This is a genomic window from Duganella sp. GW821-FHT07F09 (assembly GCF_059418705.1).
This window is the reverse complement of sequence record NZ_JBWKQJ010000001.1, coordinates 687332-703012: the sequence shown is the minus strand read 5'-3', so window position 1 is coordinate 703012 and position 15681 is coordinate 687332. Positions and strand designations below refer to the sequence as shown.

The window sequence follows — 15681 nt, the reverse complement described above, 5'->3', positions numbered from 1 at the left end:
GCGAACACTCCGAAATACGATCCCGTCCTGCTCCAGTGGCCTAGGCAGTAGCCGTCGAACTTGCGTTACTTGCAGTGATACGCGCTGTTACTTACGACAGGTTCGCATTCCAGATACTCTAAAAATGTTCGGTGAAGAAACGAACATCCCTAAAATTTATCGATTGGATAATCATGTCTGCCAACCTTCCTCCTGGAACTATCATTAGCTACGTAGGCGAAAGCCCCGACTCGGTTGCTAATAACTGGCTTTACTGCGACGGAACATCATATTCTCAGCTTCAATACGCTGGTCTTTTTGCGGCAATAGGAACTGCTTTTGGCTCCCAAGGCGACGGATATTTTAACGTGCCCGACATGCGTGGGATGTTTCTGCGAGGAGTCAGCGATCAATCAGGCGTCGACCCTGATGCGGCCTATCGTCTGCCGCAAACATCAGGGGGAAATATCGGCGATCAGGTGGGAACCGTTCAAGAATCGGCCGTGGAAAATCATAACCATCAGCTTGGCCAGCAAAGTGGCTTTAAAAGCTCGGGTGACTACGGCGTATATCTTGCCAATATTGGAGGCGGCTATACCGACGTGCAGGGCAACATTGGCGACTTCAGCTCGGAGACACGACCAGTTAATATCTATGTTTATTACTTGATCTATACCGGCGATTTGAGCTAAGGACGTCAGCATGTCAGTCGCCGCGGGTGGCGCTTGGCGGATTACGCTGCGCTAATCCTCCCTACGTGTTGCAGACGGAAGTCCAATGTGGTGGCCGAGCAGACTGAAATACTCCATCCGGTTGAATTGTTCGGCGCCGGCAGGTTTTTCGCAGCATTAGGAATATTCTCTTTATGTCGCGGGAAACACCACACGCACCGCAAGGCCGCCGCCATCGAGGCCGGAGTCCGTTTCAATGACGGCGCCATGCAGCTCGGCGATGCCGGCCACCAGCGACAGCCCGATGCCGCTGCCGCGCATCGGATTGCCCGCGACGCGGTGGAAGCGCACAAAGATGGCGGCGCGTTCCGACTCCGGCACGCCGGGGCCGTCGTCGGCCACTTCAAGGTACGCCTGCCGGGCGGCGCCGGGAACGTCCGCCGCCCGGTAGCCGCAACTGACCAGCACCCGGCCGTCGGCGCCGGTGTAGCGCAAGGCGTTGTCGATCAGATTGCGCAGCAGGATGCCGATTTCATCGATGTCGCAGAGGATACTGCAGGCATGGACGTTCAGGTAAATGGCGCGCCGGTTCTGCGCGGCGAGCACCTCGAACTCCCGCACGACATGTTGTGCCAGTGCGCTCAGGTCGGTCTCGACTTGCTTGAGCGATTTCGCGCCCGCGTTCAGCCGGGCCAGGTCGAGCAATTGCTCCGACAGGCGGGTGCTGCGCCTGGCCATCAGCAGCAGCTTCTCCAGCTCCGCCCGCATGGCTTTGGTGTCGCCGGCGCGCAGCGCGATCTCGACCTGCGCCTGCAGCGCCGACAGCGGCGTGCGCAGTTCGTGCGCGGCGTCGCCGATGAAGCGGCGCTCGCCCTCGATGGCCTCGTCGAGCTGCTTCAGCACATGGTTGAACGACGTGACGAGCGGATGCAGTTCGCCGGGCAGGCGCTCCAGCGGCAGCGGCGTGAGATCGAAGTGGCGCCGCTGGCGCATGGCCGCGCCGAGCGCCATGACCGGTTTGAGCGAGCTGCGTACCACAAACCACATGATGACGCCCGCGAGCAGCAACAGGACCGTCGTTAGCAGCAGCGATTGCGACGCCTCGTGGCGCAGGTCGGCGTCGACGACGCTTTGCAGGTTGCCCACCTGAACGGTGACTCGGCCGGTGCTGTCGGAAACGCTGTAGACGCGCCACCTGCGTCCCTCGACCATCGTCGACGCCGGGCCGTCGGCGAAGCTGGGTTGCAGCGGCTCGATGGGAGCGCCCGGCGTGCGGCGCGCCAGCCTGTCGCGGTCCAGCCAGATCTGAAACCTGAGCTCGTCGAGGTCGCGCCGCGCCGGCGCCGGCAGTTCGAGTCCCGGCCCGTCCTTGCGCTCGAAGCGGCTGGCGGCGGGTATCGTGATGAGCAGTTGGGTCGCGATGGCCCCCAGTTTTTCGTCCCAGGTGCTGGTGCGGTTGAGCGTCAAATGGGTCATGACCACGGCCACGACAGCTATCCAGCACAGCAGCGTGACGCCGAGTATGACGAGCAGCAATTGCGCGTTGATCGAGCGCGGCCTCATGCCGTGGGCTGTCCGATGACGTAGCCGAGGCCGTGCACCGTGCGGATCAGATCGTCGCCGAGCTTGCGCCGCAACTGGTGGATGAACACGGCGATGGTGTTGCTCTCGACGGTGCTGGCGGTACCGTAGACCAGGTCGTGCAGGTGGTCGCGCGTGACCACGTGGCCGGGGCGTTCCATCAGCGCCAGCAGGGTGCGGTACTCGTTGGCGCTGAGCACGACTTCGGCTTCCCCTTTGTGGACCACGCGGCGGCCGCGATCGACGCGCACGTCGCCATAGGTGACCACGGGAACAACGCTGCCCTGGCTGCGGCGGATCACCGAGCGCACCCGCGCCCACAGCTCGTCGAACTGGAACGGCTTGACCAGGTAGTCGTCGGCGCCGGCGTCCAGGCCGGCGATGCGCTCGCTCAGTTGGCCGCGCGCGGTCAGGATCAGCACCGGGGTGGCGTCGTAGCGCTCGCGCATGGCGCGCAGCACCGTCAGGCCGGACTCGCCCGACAGGCCGATGTCGAGCAGCACCACCGAGTAGGTGTGGTCCGCCAAGGCCGCGCGCGCCGCCGGGGCGTCGCTGACGTGGTCGACGCTCCACGCGCTCAGCCGCGCGCCGGCGCAGATGGTCTCGCCCAGCATCGGGTCGTCTTCCACAAGAAGGAGTCGCATTCGGGTTGTTTCAATAGGCAAAGTTGGGCTTGCCTTCGATTATGGCACGGACATTTTAGGTTCTTTTTAAGGTTGGGCGGCCTTGTCGCCAGGCGCCGTCTCGTCCGACCGGATGAAGTCGACAAACGCGCGCAGCGGCGCCGGCAGGTGGCGCCGGCCCGAATAGTATAAAAACGGTCCCGGGAAATCCGCCCACCAGTCCCGCAGTATCGGCTGCAACTCGCCGGAGGCCATATACGGCTCCAGCCACTCCTCGAACAGATAGATCACCCCATGCCCGGCCACGGCCGCGCCCACCGCCAGGTCGAACACGGTCGGCGTGACGACCAGCGGTCCGCTCGGCTCGACGGTCAGCGTCTGGCCGTCGCGCGCGAATTCCCATGGATAGATGGCCCCGCTAAGAAACCTGCCGCGCAGGCAGGCGTGTTGCAGCAGGTCGCGCGGGTGTTCCGGCACGCCGCGCCGCGCCAGATAGTCGGGCGAGGCCGCCACCGCGAAGCGCTGCACGCGCGGGCCGATCGGGATGGCGATCATGTCCTGTTCCAGCCGCTCGCCGTAGCGGATGCCGGCGTCGCAGCCGCTGGCGACGACGTCGACGAAATTATTGTCGATCACCACGTCCAGCACGATGTCCGGATAGGCGCGCATGAAGCGGTTGACCAGCGGCTGCAGGAAGAAGCGCGCGGCGCTGACCGGCACGTTGAGGCGCAAGGTGCCGCGCGGGCTGTCGCGCAGGTCGTTGAGCACGTCGAGGGCGCCGGCTACCTGGCTCAACGCCGGTTGCAGGCGCGCCAGCAGCAAGGCCCCGGCCTCGGTCGGGGTGACGCTGCGGGTGGTGCGCAGCAGCAGCCTGATGCCCAACTGGTTCTCCAGCCGCCGCAGCGCCTCGCTCAGCGCCGAGGCCGATTGCCCGCCGGCGCGCGCCGCCTGCCGAAAGCCGCCGTGCTGGGCGACCAGCGCGAAGGTGGCCAGGTCGGCCATCGAAGGGTTATCTGTGGTCATGGCAGCGTTCTCGATTGTGCGGAATTTCGTACAGCCCGTGCGGCATTGCCCCCATTATCACACGGTCGTCCTGTCGCTACCATGTGTCCATGCTTTCCCACACCACACACCAGGAGATCGACATGAGCACGACCACCAACACGTATTCCCCATCCAGCGACCAGTTCATCCCCGCCGGCAGCGGCATCCGCTTCAACCGCGTCGGCTACGGCGCCATGCAACTGGCCGGTCCGCACGTGTGGGGGCCGCCGAAGGACCGCGCCGCCGCCGTGGCCGTGCTGCGCGAGGCGATCGGGCTGGGTATCAACCACATCGACACCTCGGATTTCTACGGACCGCACGTCACCAACCAGATCATCCGCGAAGCCTTGCACCCGTACCGCGACGGCCTTACCATCGTCACCAAGATCGGTTTTGTGCGCGGCGCGGACCAGTCGTGGCTGCCGGCGGCGTCGCCGCAACAACTGCGCGACGCCGTGCACGACAACCTGCGCAACCTGCAACTGGAGGCGCTCGACGTGGTCAACTACCGCGCGCCGGGCGTGCAAGGCCCGGACGGCTCGTCGATCGGCGAGGCCATCGCGGCGATGGTGCGCTTGAAGGAGGCGGGATTGATCCGCCATATCGGCGTGAGCAACGTCACGGCCGAGCAGGTGGCCGAGGCGCGCTCGATCACCGACATCGTCTGCGTGCAGAACCAGTACAACCTGGCCCATCGCGGCGACGACGCGTTGATCGACACGCTGGCGGCCGAAGGCATCGCTTACGTGCCGTTTTTCCCGCTGGGCGGCTTCTCGCCGTTGCAATCCGACGCGCTGAGCAGGGCCGCGGCCGCGTCGGGCGCGCAGCCGATGCAGGTGGCGCTGGCCTGGCTGTTGCAGCGCTCGCCGAACATCCTGGTCATTCCCGGCACCTCCTCGGTGGCGCATCTGCGCGACAACGTGGCCGCCGGCGCCTTGTGCCTCGACGCCGACACACTGGCGACACTCAACGCCATGTGACGCCGGCTGTGGGGAATAAGACACACAAATTACTTTATGGAAAGTAATCCTGTTATCATCCCATGACGAGGCCCCATCCCCGCCGCGCTTTACCTGTCAAAAATAGCCGAGGGAAGTATGCCGCAGTCCACCATCAACGAGTCCGACCCCATCGCGCCACCGTCCGCCGGCGCCGGTGGCGGGGCGGGCGCGTCGAAACTGGTGCAGCTGGAGGGGAAGAAACGGCCCGTCGGCCGTGCCGCGTCCTTTTTCCTTATCTTCGTCATCTGCGCCATCTGCGGCCTGCAGTTCGCCTATCGCAGCAGCGCCCGCCAGACCCAGCTCGACGAGAGCCGGCGCGCCACCGTCAATATCGCCCGCGCGACCGCCGAGCACGCGGAGCGCACGATGGACATCGTCGCCTCGGTGCTGTTCGGCGTCGTCGAGCGGGCCGAAGTGGACGGCACCGGTCCCTCCAATTTCCCGCGCCTGCACGCGCTGCTGAAGGCGCGGGTCGCGCATACGCAAGGCCTGCTGGGCATCTTCGTCTACGACGAAAAAGGCCGGTGGGTCATCACCTCGCTCGACCAGGTGGACCCCAACGCCAACAACGCCGACCGTCCGTATTTCAAGTATCACCAGACGCACGCCGATCGCGGCGTGCACATCGGCGCGCCGGTGCGCAGCCGGTCGTCCGGCCTGTGGATACTGCCCGTGTCGCGGCGCATCAACCACCCCGACGGCTCGTTCGCCGGCGTCGTGCTGGCGACCATCCGCACCGACTATTTCCAGCAGTACTACAACGGCTTCGACATCGGCAAGGCCGGCGGCATCTTTGTCGCGCTCGACGACGGCACCTTGATCGCGCGCCGGCCGATGCTCACCAACGTCATCGGCAGCAGCCTCAAAGGCGGGGCCGTGTTCACCCTGATCGACCAGGGGCACGACAGCGGCACGGCCATGCGGGTGGCGCTGGTCGACAAGGTCGAACGGCTGTACAGCTACCGGCGCGTGCGCGGCTACCCGCTGGTGATCGCGGCGTCGCTGGCGAAGGAAGAAATCTTCGCCCAATGGTGGATCGACACCTGGCGCCAGTGCGGCGCGCTGGCCTTGTTGCTGGCCACCCTGGGCTGGCTGGGCGCGCGCCTGTTCCGCCAGATCAGCCTGCGCGACCGTCTGGAGGTCGAACTGCGCAACTCGCGGGTCGCGCTGGAGGACAGCGTGGGCAAGCTGGAGTTGATCGCCACCACCGACGCGCTGACGGGCCTGAAGAACCGCCGCTACCTCAACGAGCGGCTGGAAAGCGAGCTCGCGCGCGCCGCGCGCGACGCCCTGCCGGTGGCGCTGATCATGCTCGACGTCGACTTTTTCAAACGCTACAACGACACCTACGGCCACGTGGCCGGCGACGCGTGCCTCAAGCTGGTCAGCGATGTCGTGGGGCGGGCCGCGCAGCGCGGCGCCGACGTCGCCGCGCGCTTCGGCGGGGAAGAATTCGTGGTCTTTCTGGCCAACACGGAGCTGGACGGCGCCCGCGTCGTCGCCGAGGGTATCTGCGCGGCGGTGCGCGCGCTCAACGAGCCGCATCGCGGCAGCGATTTCGGCATCGTCACCGTCAGCGCCGGCGTGGTCGCCAGCGTACCCGTTCCGGGCGGCGGCAGCGGCCCGCTGATCGAAGCGGCCGACGCCGCGCTGTATGACGCCAAACACCAGGGCCGCAATCGGGTGTCGCCGGCGCCGACACCCGGAAATCATCAGTCCCAGCCGCAGCCTGCCTACGCCGAAGCCTGACCCCGCCGCTTTCCGACTCTCCGCCACCGCGGCCGGCACCCGCCGCGCCCTCTTCAGCCGACGGCATTCCGTCGCATATACGGTTTTCATCTTTACGAAGTTGATTTTATTCGTTTTGTTTCACTTCGCCAAAACGTATATTTCATCTCGCAAGCCGTCTATCGCCATCAAAACGGCCCGCAAGCGCTCCCATTCAAAGCCATCATAAGGTCTCTTTATGTCAGTTGACGTCCTCTCGCCGGCACTGCCTCCAGTGCTGGCATCGATCAAGGCCGACGCGGCCGCGTCCCAATTGCCGTATGCCGGCGGCGTCCGCCCGGCGGTCGCGTGGGAACTGTTTTCCACCCAGGACGTGCTGCTGGTCGACGTGCGCACCGGCGAGGAACGCAAATTCGTCGGCCACGTTCCCGACAGCCTGCACGTGCCGTGGGCCACCGGCACCGCGCTGACGCGCAACCCGCGCTTCGCGCGCGAGCTGGAAAGCAAAATCGGCGGCAAGGACAGCGTGGTCCTGTTGCTGTGCCGCAGCGGCAAACGTTCCGCCCTGGCGGCCGAGGCGGCCACGAAGGCCGGGTTCACCAATGTCTTCAATGTCCTCGAAGGCTTCGAGGGCGAGCTCGACGAACGCCAACAGCGCGGCAAGGCCGACGGCTGGCGCTTCCACGGCCTGCCGTGGGTGCAGGACTGAAACGCACCATTCAACATTTCCCGACGAGGACAGCGTGGCTACTTTCGACATCACCACCATCGTGCAATCGCTGCATGAGGCGCGCCACCGCTGGCGCCAGGAACAAAGCCGCGCCAGCGAACCGGGCGGGCGTGAATTCCCTTCGCGTAACGCGCTGGCGGCCATCATCGACAGCCTCAAGGGCGTGCTGTTTCCGATGCGCCTGGGCCCGCCCGACTTGCGCCAGGAAAGCGAGGACTTCCACGTCGCCCACGCGCTCGACGGTGTGCTGCACGCGCTGCTCAAGCAGGTGCGGCGCGAGTTGAAATACAACGCCGGCCTGCGCGGCGCGTTACTCGATCACAGCGCTGAAAACGATATCGACCACGAGGCCCTGAGCGCCGTGCGCAGCTTCGCCGCCGCGCTGCCGGCGATCCGTTCGCTGCTCGACAGCGACGTCATGGCCGCCTACCAGGGCGACCCGGCCGCGCGCAGCGTCGACGAGGTGCTGCTGTGCTACCCGGGCGTGCTGGCGATGATCCATTACCGCATCGCCCACCAGCTCTACACGCTCGGCCTGACCCTGCTGGCGCGCATCGTCTCCGAGCTGGCGCACGGCGCCACCGGCATCGACATCCATCCGGGCGCGCGCATCGGCGCCGGCTTCTTCATCGACCACGGCACCGGCGTGGTGATCGGCGAGACGGCCGTCATCGGCGCCCGGGTGCGGCTGTACCAGGCCGTCACGCTTGGCGCCAAGCGCTTCCCGACCGACGCCGACGGCAACCTGCAAAAGGGCTTGCCGCGCCATCCGGTGGTCGAGGACGACGTCGTCATCTACGCCGGCGCCACCGTGCTCGGGCTGATCACGATCGGCAAGGGCGCCATCATCGGCGGCAACGTCTGGCTGACGCACGACGTGCCGCCGGGCGGACGCATCGCCCAGGCCGAGTCGCGGGTTGGCGCCTTCGCCAACGGCATCGCGGCGGCATGAGCGGCGCGGCGGCCCCATGAGCAGCCTTGTGCGCAGCTTCGGCATCGGCGTGCGGCAACTGCGCGAGGCGCAGGGGTGGTCGCAGGAACAGCTGGCCGAGAACTCCAACCTGAACCGTTCCTACGTCGGCGAGATCGAGCGGGGCAGGGTGATCGCCTCGCTGCTGACGGTGGAGAAGCTGGCGCTGGCGCTCAAGCTGACGCCGTCGGCCTTGCTGACGCGCGGCGAGAGCGTCGGCCATACGCTGGCATCGCATTCCGAGCCGCCCGGCGGCTGATCGCTACCCCGGGGTCAGTACCCCCGGGGTCAGTGCCGACATTCAGACACGAGCTCGGCGGCCGGGTTGTTCAGCCCGTGTCCGAATGTCGGCACTGACCCCCGGGTTACCCCCGGGTGCTGACCCCCGGGTGGGATTGGTGGCGATAGCATGTTGAGCTGACTCATCAGTAACGCCATACTGGCCCGGTTGATTTCTGCATAACCTTATTTGTTTTTTCACCTTACTGAAATGGAGTCACGATGTCGGCAACTGTAGGCGGTACCACGGCGCTGGGCGATAACGCAGCACGGCAATTAGCGAACGCGACCAAGACCGTTCCCCAACTCGAGACCATCAGCCCGCGCTGGCTGACGCACCTGCTGCAATGGGTGCCGGTGGAGGCGGGCATCTATCGGCTCAACAAGGTCAAGAATCCGGAGGCGATCAAGGTCACCTGCACCGCGCGCGAGCAAGAGAACCAGTTGCCGCGCACCTATGTCGACTACGAGGAAAATCCGCGCGAGTACTTCCTCAACGCCGTCTCGACCGTGCTCGACGTCCACACCCGCGTGTCCGACCTCTACAGCAGCCCGCACGACCAGATCAAGGAGCAGCTGCGCCTGACGATCGAGACCATCAAGGAAAACCAGGAAAGCGAGCTGATCAATAATCCCGACTACGGCCTGCTGGCCCAGGTGACCGACGAGCAGCGCATCTTCCCGCTGACGGGCGCGCCGACGCCGGACGACCTCGACGAGCTGCTGACCAAGGTGTGGAAGGAGCCTGCCTTCTTCCTGACCCATCCGCTGGCGATCGCCGCCTTCGGCCGCGAGGCGACCCGCCGCGGCACGCCGCCGCCGACCATCAGCCTGTTCGGTTCGCAGTTCATCACCTGGCGCGGCATTCCCTTGATCCCGTCGGACAAGGTGCCGGTGGCCGACGGCAAGAGCAAGATCCTGCTGCTGCGCGTGGGCGACAAGCGCCAGGGCGTGGTCGGCCTGTTCCAGCCGGGCTTGCCGGGCGAGCAAAGCCCGGGCCTGTCGGTGCGCTTCATGGGCATCAACAACCATGCGATCTCGTCGTACCTGATCTCGCTGTACTGCTCGCTCGCGGTGCTGACCTCCGACGCGCTGGCCGTGCTCGACGACGTCGAGATCAACAAGTACCACGACTATCCGGACACCTACAAGTAAGCGCGCGACGTGAGCCTCCTTTCGCCCCCCATCTCCCTGCCGGCGGACCGCGCCGCCGGCGTTCCCGAACCGTCCGGCGCGCCGTTCGATCCGGCCGCGCTGGCGCGCCTGGCCAACGAGTTCTTTTCGGCGCCGCCGTTCGCCCGGCAATTGAGCGTGCCCGGCGTGCAGGCGCCGGCCAATATTGCGCCGCCCGGCTCGCCGCTGGTCAGCCCGGCTGGCTTCGGTCCCAGCGTGCCCGGCACGCCGATACCGCAGGGACAGATTCCCGGCACCAACCTGATTCCGGCGTCGCCGACCCAGGTGCTGTCGCTGGGTAACCGCGCGCCGGCGTTGTTGCCGGCCGCGCAGGCCGGCAACGGCGTGCCCGACCAGGCCTTCGGCGCGATTCCCGCGTACGAGCCGCGCAACGGCGGCGCCGTGCTCGGCGTGCCGGAGGCAAACGCGAGCGCCGGTCCGCCGGCCGAAGCGTCGTCGTACTATTTTTTGAGCGAACGCTATGGCCAGCCGGGCGCCACGGCGCAGGCGCCACACGGCTCCGCGCCGTCGTCGCCCTCGCCGCAGGGCTCGCCCCCGTCGCCACAGGGCTACACGCCATCGTTCCCTCCCATCCAACTGCCGGCGAGCCCTTCGTTGTCGCCGCCCGCCACCGGCTTGCCGGGCGCGGCCGCGCCGGCGGCGCCATCGCCATCGTCGGCGCCGCAGTATTACTTCGTCGACGCGGTGGTGCTGCCGAGCGGCTACGTCACCCCGGCCAAGCCGGCGCCGCACGGCAGCGCGCCGCTGGCCGGCGGCGAGCGCCATCCGCCGTTCGACGTGCACGCCGTACGGCGCGACTTTCCGATCCTTCAGGAAAAGGTCAACGGCCGCCAACTGGTGTGGTTCGACAACGCCGCCACCACCCACAAGCCGCAGTCGGTGATCGACCGCATCGCGTATTTCTATGCGCACGAGAACTCGAACATCCACCGTGCAGCGCACGAGCTCGCCGCCCGCGCGACCGACGCCTACGAGGGCGCCCGCGAGCGGGTGCGGCGCTTCCTCAACGCGCCCGACGTCAACGAGGTCGTCTTCGTGCGCGGCACCACCGAGGCCATCAACCTGGTGGCCAAGAGCTGGGGCGGGCAGCACGTGGGCGAGGGCGACGAGATCATCGTCTCCAACCTCGAGCACCACGCCAACATCGTGCCCTGGCAGCAGTTGGCCGCCGCCAAGGGCGCGCGCTTGCGCGTGATCCCGGTCGACGACTCGGGCCAGGTGTTGCTCGACGAGTACCGCAAGCTGCTCAACGATCGTACCAAAATCGTCGCCGTCACGCAGGTGTCGAACGCGCTGGGCACGGTCACGCCGGTCAAGGAAATCGTCGAGCTCGCCAAGCGCGCCGGCGCCAGGACCCTGGTCGACGGCGCGCAATCGGTCTCGCACATGCGCATCGACGTGCAGGACATCGGCGCCGATTTCTTCGTCTTCTCGGGCCATAAGCTGTTCGGCCCGACCGGCATCGGCGCGCTGTGGGGCAAGCGCGAAGTGCTCGAGGACATGCCGCCATGGCAGGGTGGCGGCAATATGATCGCCGACGTGACGTTCGAGAAGACCGTGTTCCAGCCCATCCCCAACAAGTTCGAAGCCGGCACGGGCAACATCGCCGACGCCGTCGGGCTGGGCGCTGCGATCGATTATGTGACGCGCATCGGCATCGAGAACATCGCGCGGTACGAGCACGATCTGCTGGTGTACGGCATGCGGGAACTGGGCGCGATCAAGGGCGTGCGCCTGATCGGCACGGCCGCCGACAAGGCCAGCGTGATGTCGTTCGTGCTGGCCGGTTATACGACGGAAGAGGTCGGCCACGCGCTCAACGAGGAGGGCATCGCCGTGCGCACCGGCCACCATTGCGCGCAGCCGATCCTGCGGCGTTTCGGCGTGGAGACGACGGTGCGGCCGTCGTTGGCGTTCTACAACACGTTCGACGAGATCGACCGCTTGATCGCCGTGGTGCGAAGGCTGGCCTCGGCCCGTTGAGCTGGATCCAGTCTAAAACACGCAGGGCGGATTAGCGAAGCGTAATCGGCCCTACGTGGTTGTAGACTGTCGCAACGGTCGGTGGCCGCGGTAAAACCGCCAGCACGGTAGAAAACGCGACCAAACATCACCGCGAAAATCCGGCAAAATAGTCGTTAATTTTGTCGAGCCGCGCCGATCCGGCCGGGCAGCCTATGCCGCCATCTTCAAAAGTGTCGAGACCGTTGCCGCACGAGGCGGCGGAGATGTTCCGCCTGATGGCGGAGGAGATCAGGGAATGCGCCATCTTCCTGATGGACCCGCACGGCTTCATCACCGTATGGAACCACGCGGCCGAGGTGTTGAAAGGCTACCGCGCCGACGAGGCGATCGGCCAGCACCTGTCGCTGCTGTACCGCGACGAGGACCGCGCGCGCGGCTGGGCCGACCACAATCTGGCCGAGGCGGCCAAGCATGGCTTCTACAGCGAGGAAACCTGGCGCAGGAAAAAAGACGGCAGCCTGTTCTGGGCCCACATCGCCCTGACCGGCTTGCGCGACGAACACAACCAATTGGTCGGCTTTTCCAAGGTCACCGTGGACCTGACCCGGCACAAGATGCTGGAGCGATGCCTCGACGAGAAAGAGGAAAACCGCCGCATCATGACAGCCGCCAACGCCGGCACCTGGAAATGGGACGCCGGCAGCCGCCGGCTGGACCTGTCGCCCGTGCTCAAGCAACTGCTCGGCTACGACGCCGGTGGCGCGGGGCCCGACGCCGGCGATTGGCGCGCGCTGGTCGACCCGCAGGACTTGCCCGCCGTGTGCGGCAGGTTGCGCACCATGATGACGACCATGCCGGCGCAGCCGCTGACCCTGGAGGTGCGGTTGTGCCGCCAGGACGGCAACTGCCGCTGGTTCTTCGTGCGCGCCGACTGGACCCGCGATAGCGGGGGGCAGGGCGAGCTGAGCGGCGTCTGCGTCGACATCCACGACATGCGCCTGCTGGCCGAGGAACGCGAACGCCTGCTCAACGAGCTGCAAGCGATGCGCCTGCGCTTTCGCGCCATTATCGACCAGATGCCGTCCGGCGTGTTCGTGGCGGAGGTGCCGTCAGGTAAGCTGATCTATCAAAACCTGAAGGCCAGGCGCATTTTCGGCACCGCGTTCGACGAGATGGCCAGCTATCACGACTACGCCCGCACCGACATCCGCGATCCCGACGGCCGGCGCCTGCTGGCGCACGAATTCCCGCTGGCCGAAGCCATCATCACCGGACGGCCGGTGCCGGCGCGCGAACTGGTGTTCCATCCGCCCGGCGCGGCGCCGCGCTACTTCCGCGTCGGCGCCACGCCGGTGCAGGCCGAGGGCGACGAGCGCCGCATGGCCGTGGCCGTGGCCCACGATATCGACGACCTCAAGCGCGCGCAGGAATCGCTGCGGGCGGAAAAGGAGCGCGCCGAGGTGACCTTGCGGGCCATCAGCAACGGCGTCGTCACCACCGGGCTGGACGGCCGCATCGACAGCATGAACACGGCCGCCGAACGGTTGACCGGCTGGAGCCAGCGGGAGGCGTTCGGCCTGCCGCTCGACCAGGTGCTGCGGCTGGACGAGGAGCCGGCGGCCGATCCGGCCGGCGCGGCGCCGGCCCCGGGCATCGATCCCGTGCTGCGCTGCATGCGCGAGAACCGCCCGGTGACGTCGGCCGCGCCGGCGGTGCTGCTGTCGCGCAGCGGCAGCAGCCATACGATCGAGTACGCGGCGGCGCCGCTGCAACTGCCGGACAACCGCACCGGCGGCGCCGTGCTGGTGCTCAACGACGTCACCGAGTCGCGCGGGCTGCTCAAGCACCTGAGCTACCAGGCCAGCCACGACGTGCTGACCGGGCTGGTGAACCGGCGCGAGTTCGGCGTGCGCTTGCAGCGCGCGCTCGACCGCACCGGCCAGCCGGGCGCCAACAGCAGCGCGCTGCTGTACCTGGACCTGGACCAGTTCAAGATCGTCAACGACACCTGCGGCCACGCGGCCGGCGACGACCTGCTGCGCCAGCTGTCGGTGGCCTACGGCACCCATGTGCGCGAGCGCGACACGCTGGCGCGCATCGGCGGCGACGAGTTCGCGCTGATCGTCGAGCACTGCACGGTGGAGGAGGCCAAGGTGGTGGCCAACAAGCTGCTCGAGACCACGCGCAACTTCCGCTACATCTGCAACGGCCAGGTGTTCCGGCTGGGCGTGAGCATCGGCCTGACGCCGCTCGACGGCGGCACCACCACGATGGAGGAGGCGCTGCGCCAGGCCGACCACGCCTGCTACATCGCCAAGGAGAGCGGCCGCAACCGGGTGTTCCTGCAATACCGGGGCGGCGCCGAGATCGCGCAGCGGCGCAACGACATGTACTGGGTCAAGCGGCTCGGCGACGCCTTCCGCAACGACGACCTGCAGCTGTACCACCAGCCGATCCGCGCGCTCGGCGCCGCGGGAGGCGGCGGCCTGCACTACGAGATCCTGCTGCGCATGAAGGACGGCAGCGCCGGGCCGGTGGGACCGACCAGCTTCCTGCCGGCCGCCGAGCGCTACGACATCATGCAGGAGGTCGACCGCTGGGTGCTGGACCGCAGCCTGGCCTGGCTGGAGGCCCATCCCGCGCATGTCGCCCGGCTCGAGCTGTGCACCATCAACCTGTCGCAGCGGGCGCTGGCCGATCCGGGTTTTCAACAGTACGCGATAGGACGCATCCAGGCGGTGGCGGTGCCGGCCCACAAGCTGTGTTTCGAGATCACCGAGACCGGCGCCTTCGCCAACCTGCAAAACACGCTGTCGTTCGTGCTGGCGCTGCAACGGCTCGGTTGCCGCTTCGCGCTGGACGACTTCGGCACCGGCATGGCTTCGTTCGCCTACCTGAAGCAGTTGCCGGTCAACTACGTCAAGATCGACGGCTCGTTCATCCAGATGATGACCAGCAGCACGGTGGACTTCGAGATGGTGCGCTTCACCAACGACATCAGCCACATCATGGGGCGGCGCACGATCGCCGAGTTCGTGAATGACGCCGACACGCTGGCCAAGCTGACCGAGATCGGCGTCGACTACGCCCAGGGGTTCATGCTGGGCGAGCCGCAGCCGCTCGACGGCTGACTAGATCTGCGCCACGCCGCCATCGACGAACAGCTCGACACCGTTGACGAAGCTGGCGTCGTCCGAGGCCAGGAACAGCGCCGCCTTGGCGATCTCGTCGGGTTCGCCGACGCGGCCCATCGGAATCTGCGCGGCCAGGTGGTCGAGCAGGCCTTGCTGTTGGGCGGCGTCCGGCCCGGCCAGCTCCACCAGGCCCGGTGTCCTGATCGGGCCGGGGCTGATGGTGTTGACGCGGATGCCGCGCCCCTTCAGGTCGAGGATCCAGTTGCGGGCGAACGCGCGCACCGCCGCCTTCGACGCCGCGTAGACGCTGAACGCCTCGGTGCCGGTGCTGCCGGCTGTCGAGCCGGTCAGGATCACCGACGCGCCTTCGCCCAGCAGCGGCAACGCCGCCTGCACCGTGAACAAGGTGCCTTTGACGTTGCGGTTGAAGGTATCGTCGAAATGTTCCTCGGTGATCTGGCCGAGCGGCAGCATCGAGCCGCCGCCGGCGTTCGCCACCAGCACGTCGAGCTGGCCCTGTTCCGCCTTGACGCGCTCGAACAGCGCTTGCAACTGCGCGGCGTCGGCCGAATCGACGCGCGCGCCGACGGCGGCCGCGCCGATCGCCTCGACCGCCGCGTCCAGTTCCGGCTGGCGGCGCCCGGTGATGTAGACGCGCGCGCCCTCGTTGGCGAAACGCTTGGCGATGGCGAGGCCGATGCCGCTGGTGCCGCCGGTGACGACTGCTACTTTTCCTTCGAGTTTCTGGGACATGATGTTTTCCTTTGCGATGGGTTTCGGTC

At 66.8% G+C, this 15681-nt stretch carries 13 protein-coding genes; 9 read left to right on the top strand and 4 right to left on the bottom strand.

What is annotated here, in order from left to right:
* Nucleotides 1–173: 173 nt before the first annotated feature.
* The gene (locus AC07P1_RS03230) at nt 174–671 is read left to right on the top strand and encodes a phage tail protein (protein WP_494694468.1); all 498 of its coding nucleotides are present in this window, start codon (nt 174–176) and stop codon (nt 669–671) included.
* 171 nt (nt 672–842) lie between these two features.
* Here the strand turns inward: AC07P1_RS03230 and AC07P1_RS03225 are convergent, their stop codons facing one another.
* The 3 genes from AC07P1_RS03225 to AC07P1_RS03215 form a co-directional block, all read right to left on the bottom strand.
* Nucleotides 843–2213, bottom strand: a complete 1371-nt coding sequence (locus AC07P1_RS03225) for a sensor histidine kinase (protein WP_494694467.1) — start codon at nt 2211–2213, stop codon at nt 843–845.
* Nucleotides 2210–2875: a response regulator transcription factor gene (locus AC07P1_RS03220; protein ID WP_494694466.1), complete on the bottom strand. Its 666-nt coding sequence runs from the start codon at nt 2873–2875 to the stop codon at nt 2210–2212. The genes AC07P1_RS03225 and AC07P1_RS03220 overlap by 4 nt, the downstream gene beginning before the upstream one ends.
* A 66-nt stretch (nt 2876–2941) precedes the next feature.
* Nucleotides 2942–3877 carry a LysR family transcriptional regulator gene (locus AC07P1_RS03215; protein ID WP_494694465.1) on the bottom strand — a complete coding sequence of 312 codons (936 nt, stop codon included), beginning with the start codon at nt 3875–3877 and terminating at the stop codon, nt 2942–2944.
* Nucleotides 3878–3999: 122 nt separating this feature from the next.
* Here AC07P1_RS03215 and AC07P1_RS03210 point away from each other — a divergent pair, with 122 nt between their 5' ends.
* From AC07P1_RS03210 to AC07P1_RS03175, 8 genes are all read left to right on the top strand, one after another.
* Nucleotides 4000–4878, top strand: a complete 879-nt coding sequence (locus tag AC07P1_RS03210) for an oxidoreductase (RefSeq protein ID WP_494694464.1) — start codon at nt 4000–4002, stop codon at nt 4876–4878.
* Between the two features lie 117 nt (nt 4879–4995).
* Nucleotides 4996–6648: a sensor domain-containing diguanylate cyclase gene (locus AC07P1_RS03205; protein ID WP_494694463.1), complete on the top strand. Its 1653-nt coding sequence runs from the start codon at nt 4996–4998 to the stop codon at nt 6646–6648.
* A gap of 217 nt (nt 6649–6865) precedes the next feature.
* The gene (locus AC07P1_RS03200; RefSeq protein WP_494694462.1) at nt 6866–7336 is read left to right on the top strand and encodes a rhodanese-like domain-containing protein; all 471 of its coding nucleotides are present in this window, start codon (nt 6866–6868) and stop codon (nt 7334–7336) included.
* Between the two features lie 34 nt (nt 7337–7370).
* On the top strand, nt 7371–8309 hold the full coding sequence (epsC, locus tag AC07P1_RS03195; protein WP_494694461.1) for a serine O-acetyltransferase EpsC: 939 nt from the start codon (nt 7371–7373) through the stop codon (nt 8307–8309).
* Nucleotides 8310–8325: 16 nt separating this feature from the next.
* Nucleotides 8326–8586 carry a helix-turn-helix domain-containing protein gene (locus tag AC07P1_RS03190; RefSeq protein ID WP_494694460.1) on the top strand — a complete coding sequence of 87 codons (261 nt, stop codon included), beginning with the start codon at nt 8326–8328 and terminating at the stop codon, nt 8584–8586.
* 242 nt (nt 8587–8828) lie between these two features.
* Nucleotides 8829–9761, top strand: a complete 933-nt coding sequence (locus AC07P1_RS03185; protein WP_090314882.1) for a family 2A encapsulin nanocompartment shell protein — start codon at nt 8829–8831, stop codon at nt 9759–9761.
* Nucleotides 9762–9770: 9 nt separating this feature from the next.
* On the top strand, nt 9771–11783 hold the full coding sequence (locus AC07P1_RS03180) for a family 2A encapsulin nanocompartment cargo protein cysteine desulfurase (protein ID WP_494694459.1): 2013 nt from the start codon (nt 9771–9773) through the stop codon (nt 11781–11783).
* A 194-nt stretch (nt 11784–11977) separates the two neighbouring features.
* Nucleotides 11978–14896 (top strand): bifunctional diguanylate cyclase/phosphodiesterase, encoded by a 2919-nt coding sequence (locus AC07P1_RS03175; RefSeq protein ID WP_494694458.1) that lies wholly within the window; start codon nt 11978–11980, stop codon nt 14894–14896.
* Here the strand turns inward: AC07P1_RS03175 and AC07P1_RS03170 are convergent, their stop codons facing one another.
* The gene (locus AC07P1_RS03170; RefSeq protein WP_494694457.1) at nt 14897–15652 is read right to left on the bottom strand and encodes an SDR family NAD(P)-dependent oxidoreductase; all 756 of its coding nucleotides are present in this window, start codon (nt 15650–15652) and stop codon (nt 14897–14899) included.
* Nucleotides 15653–15681: the final 29 nt, after the last annotated feature.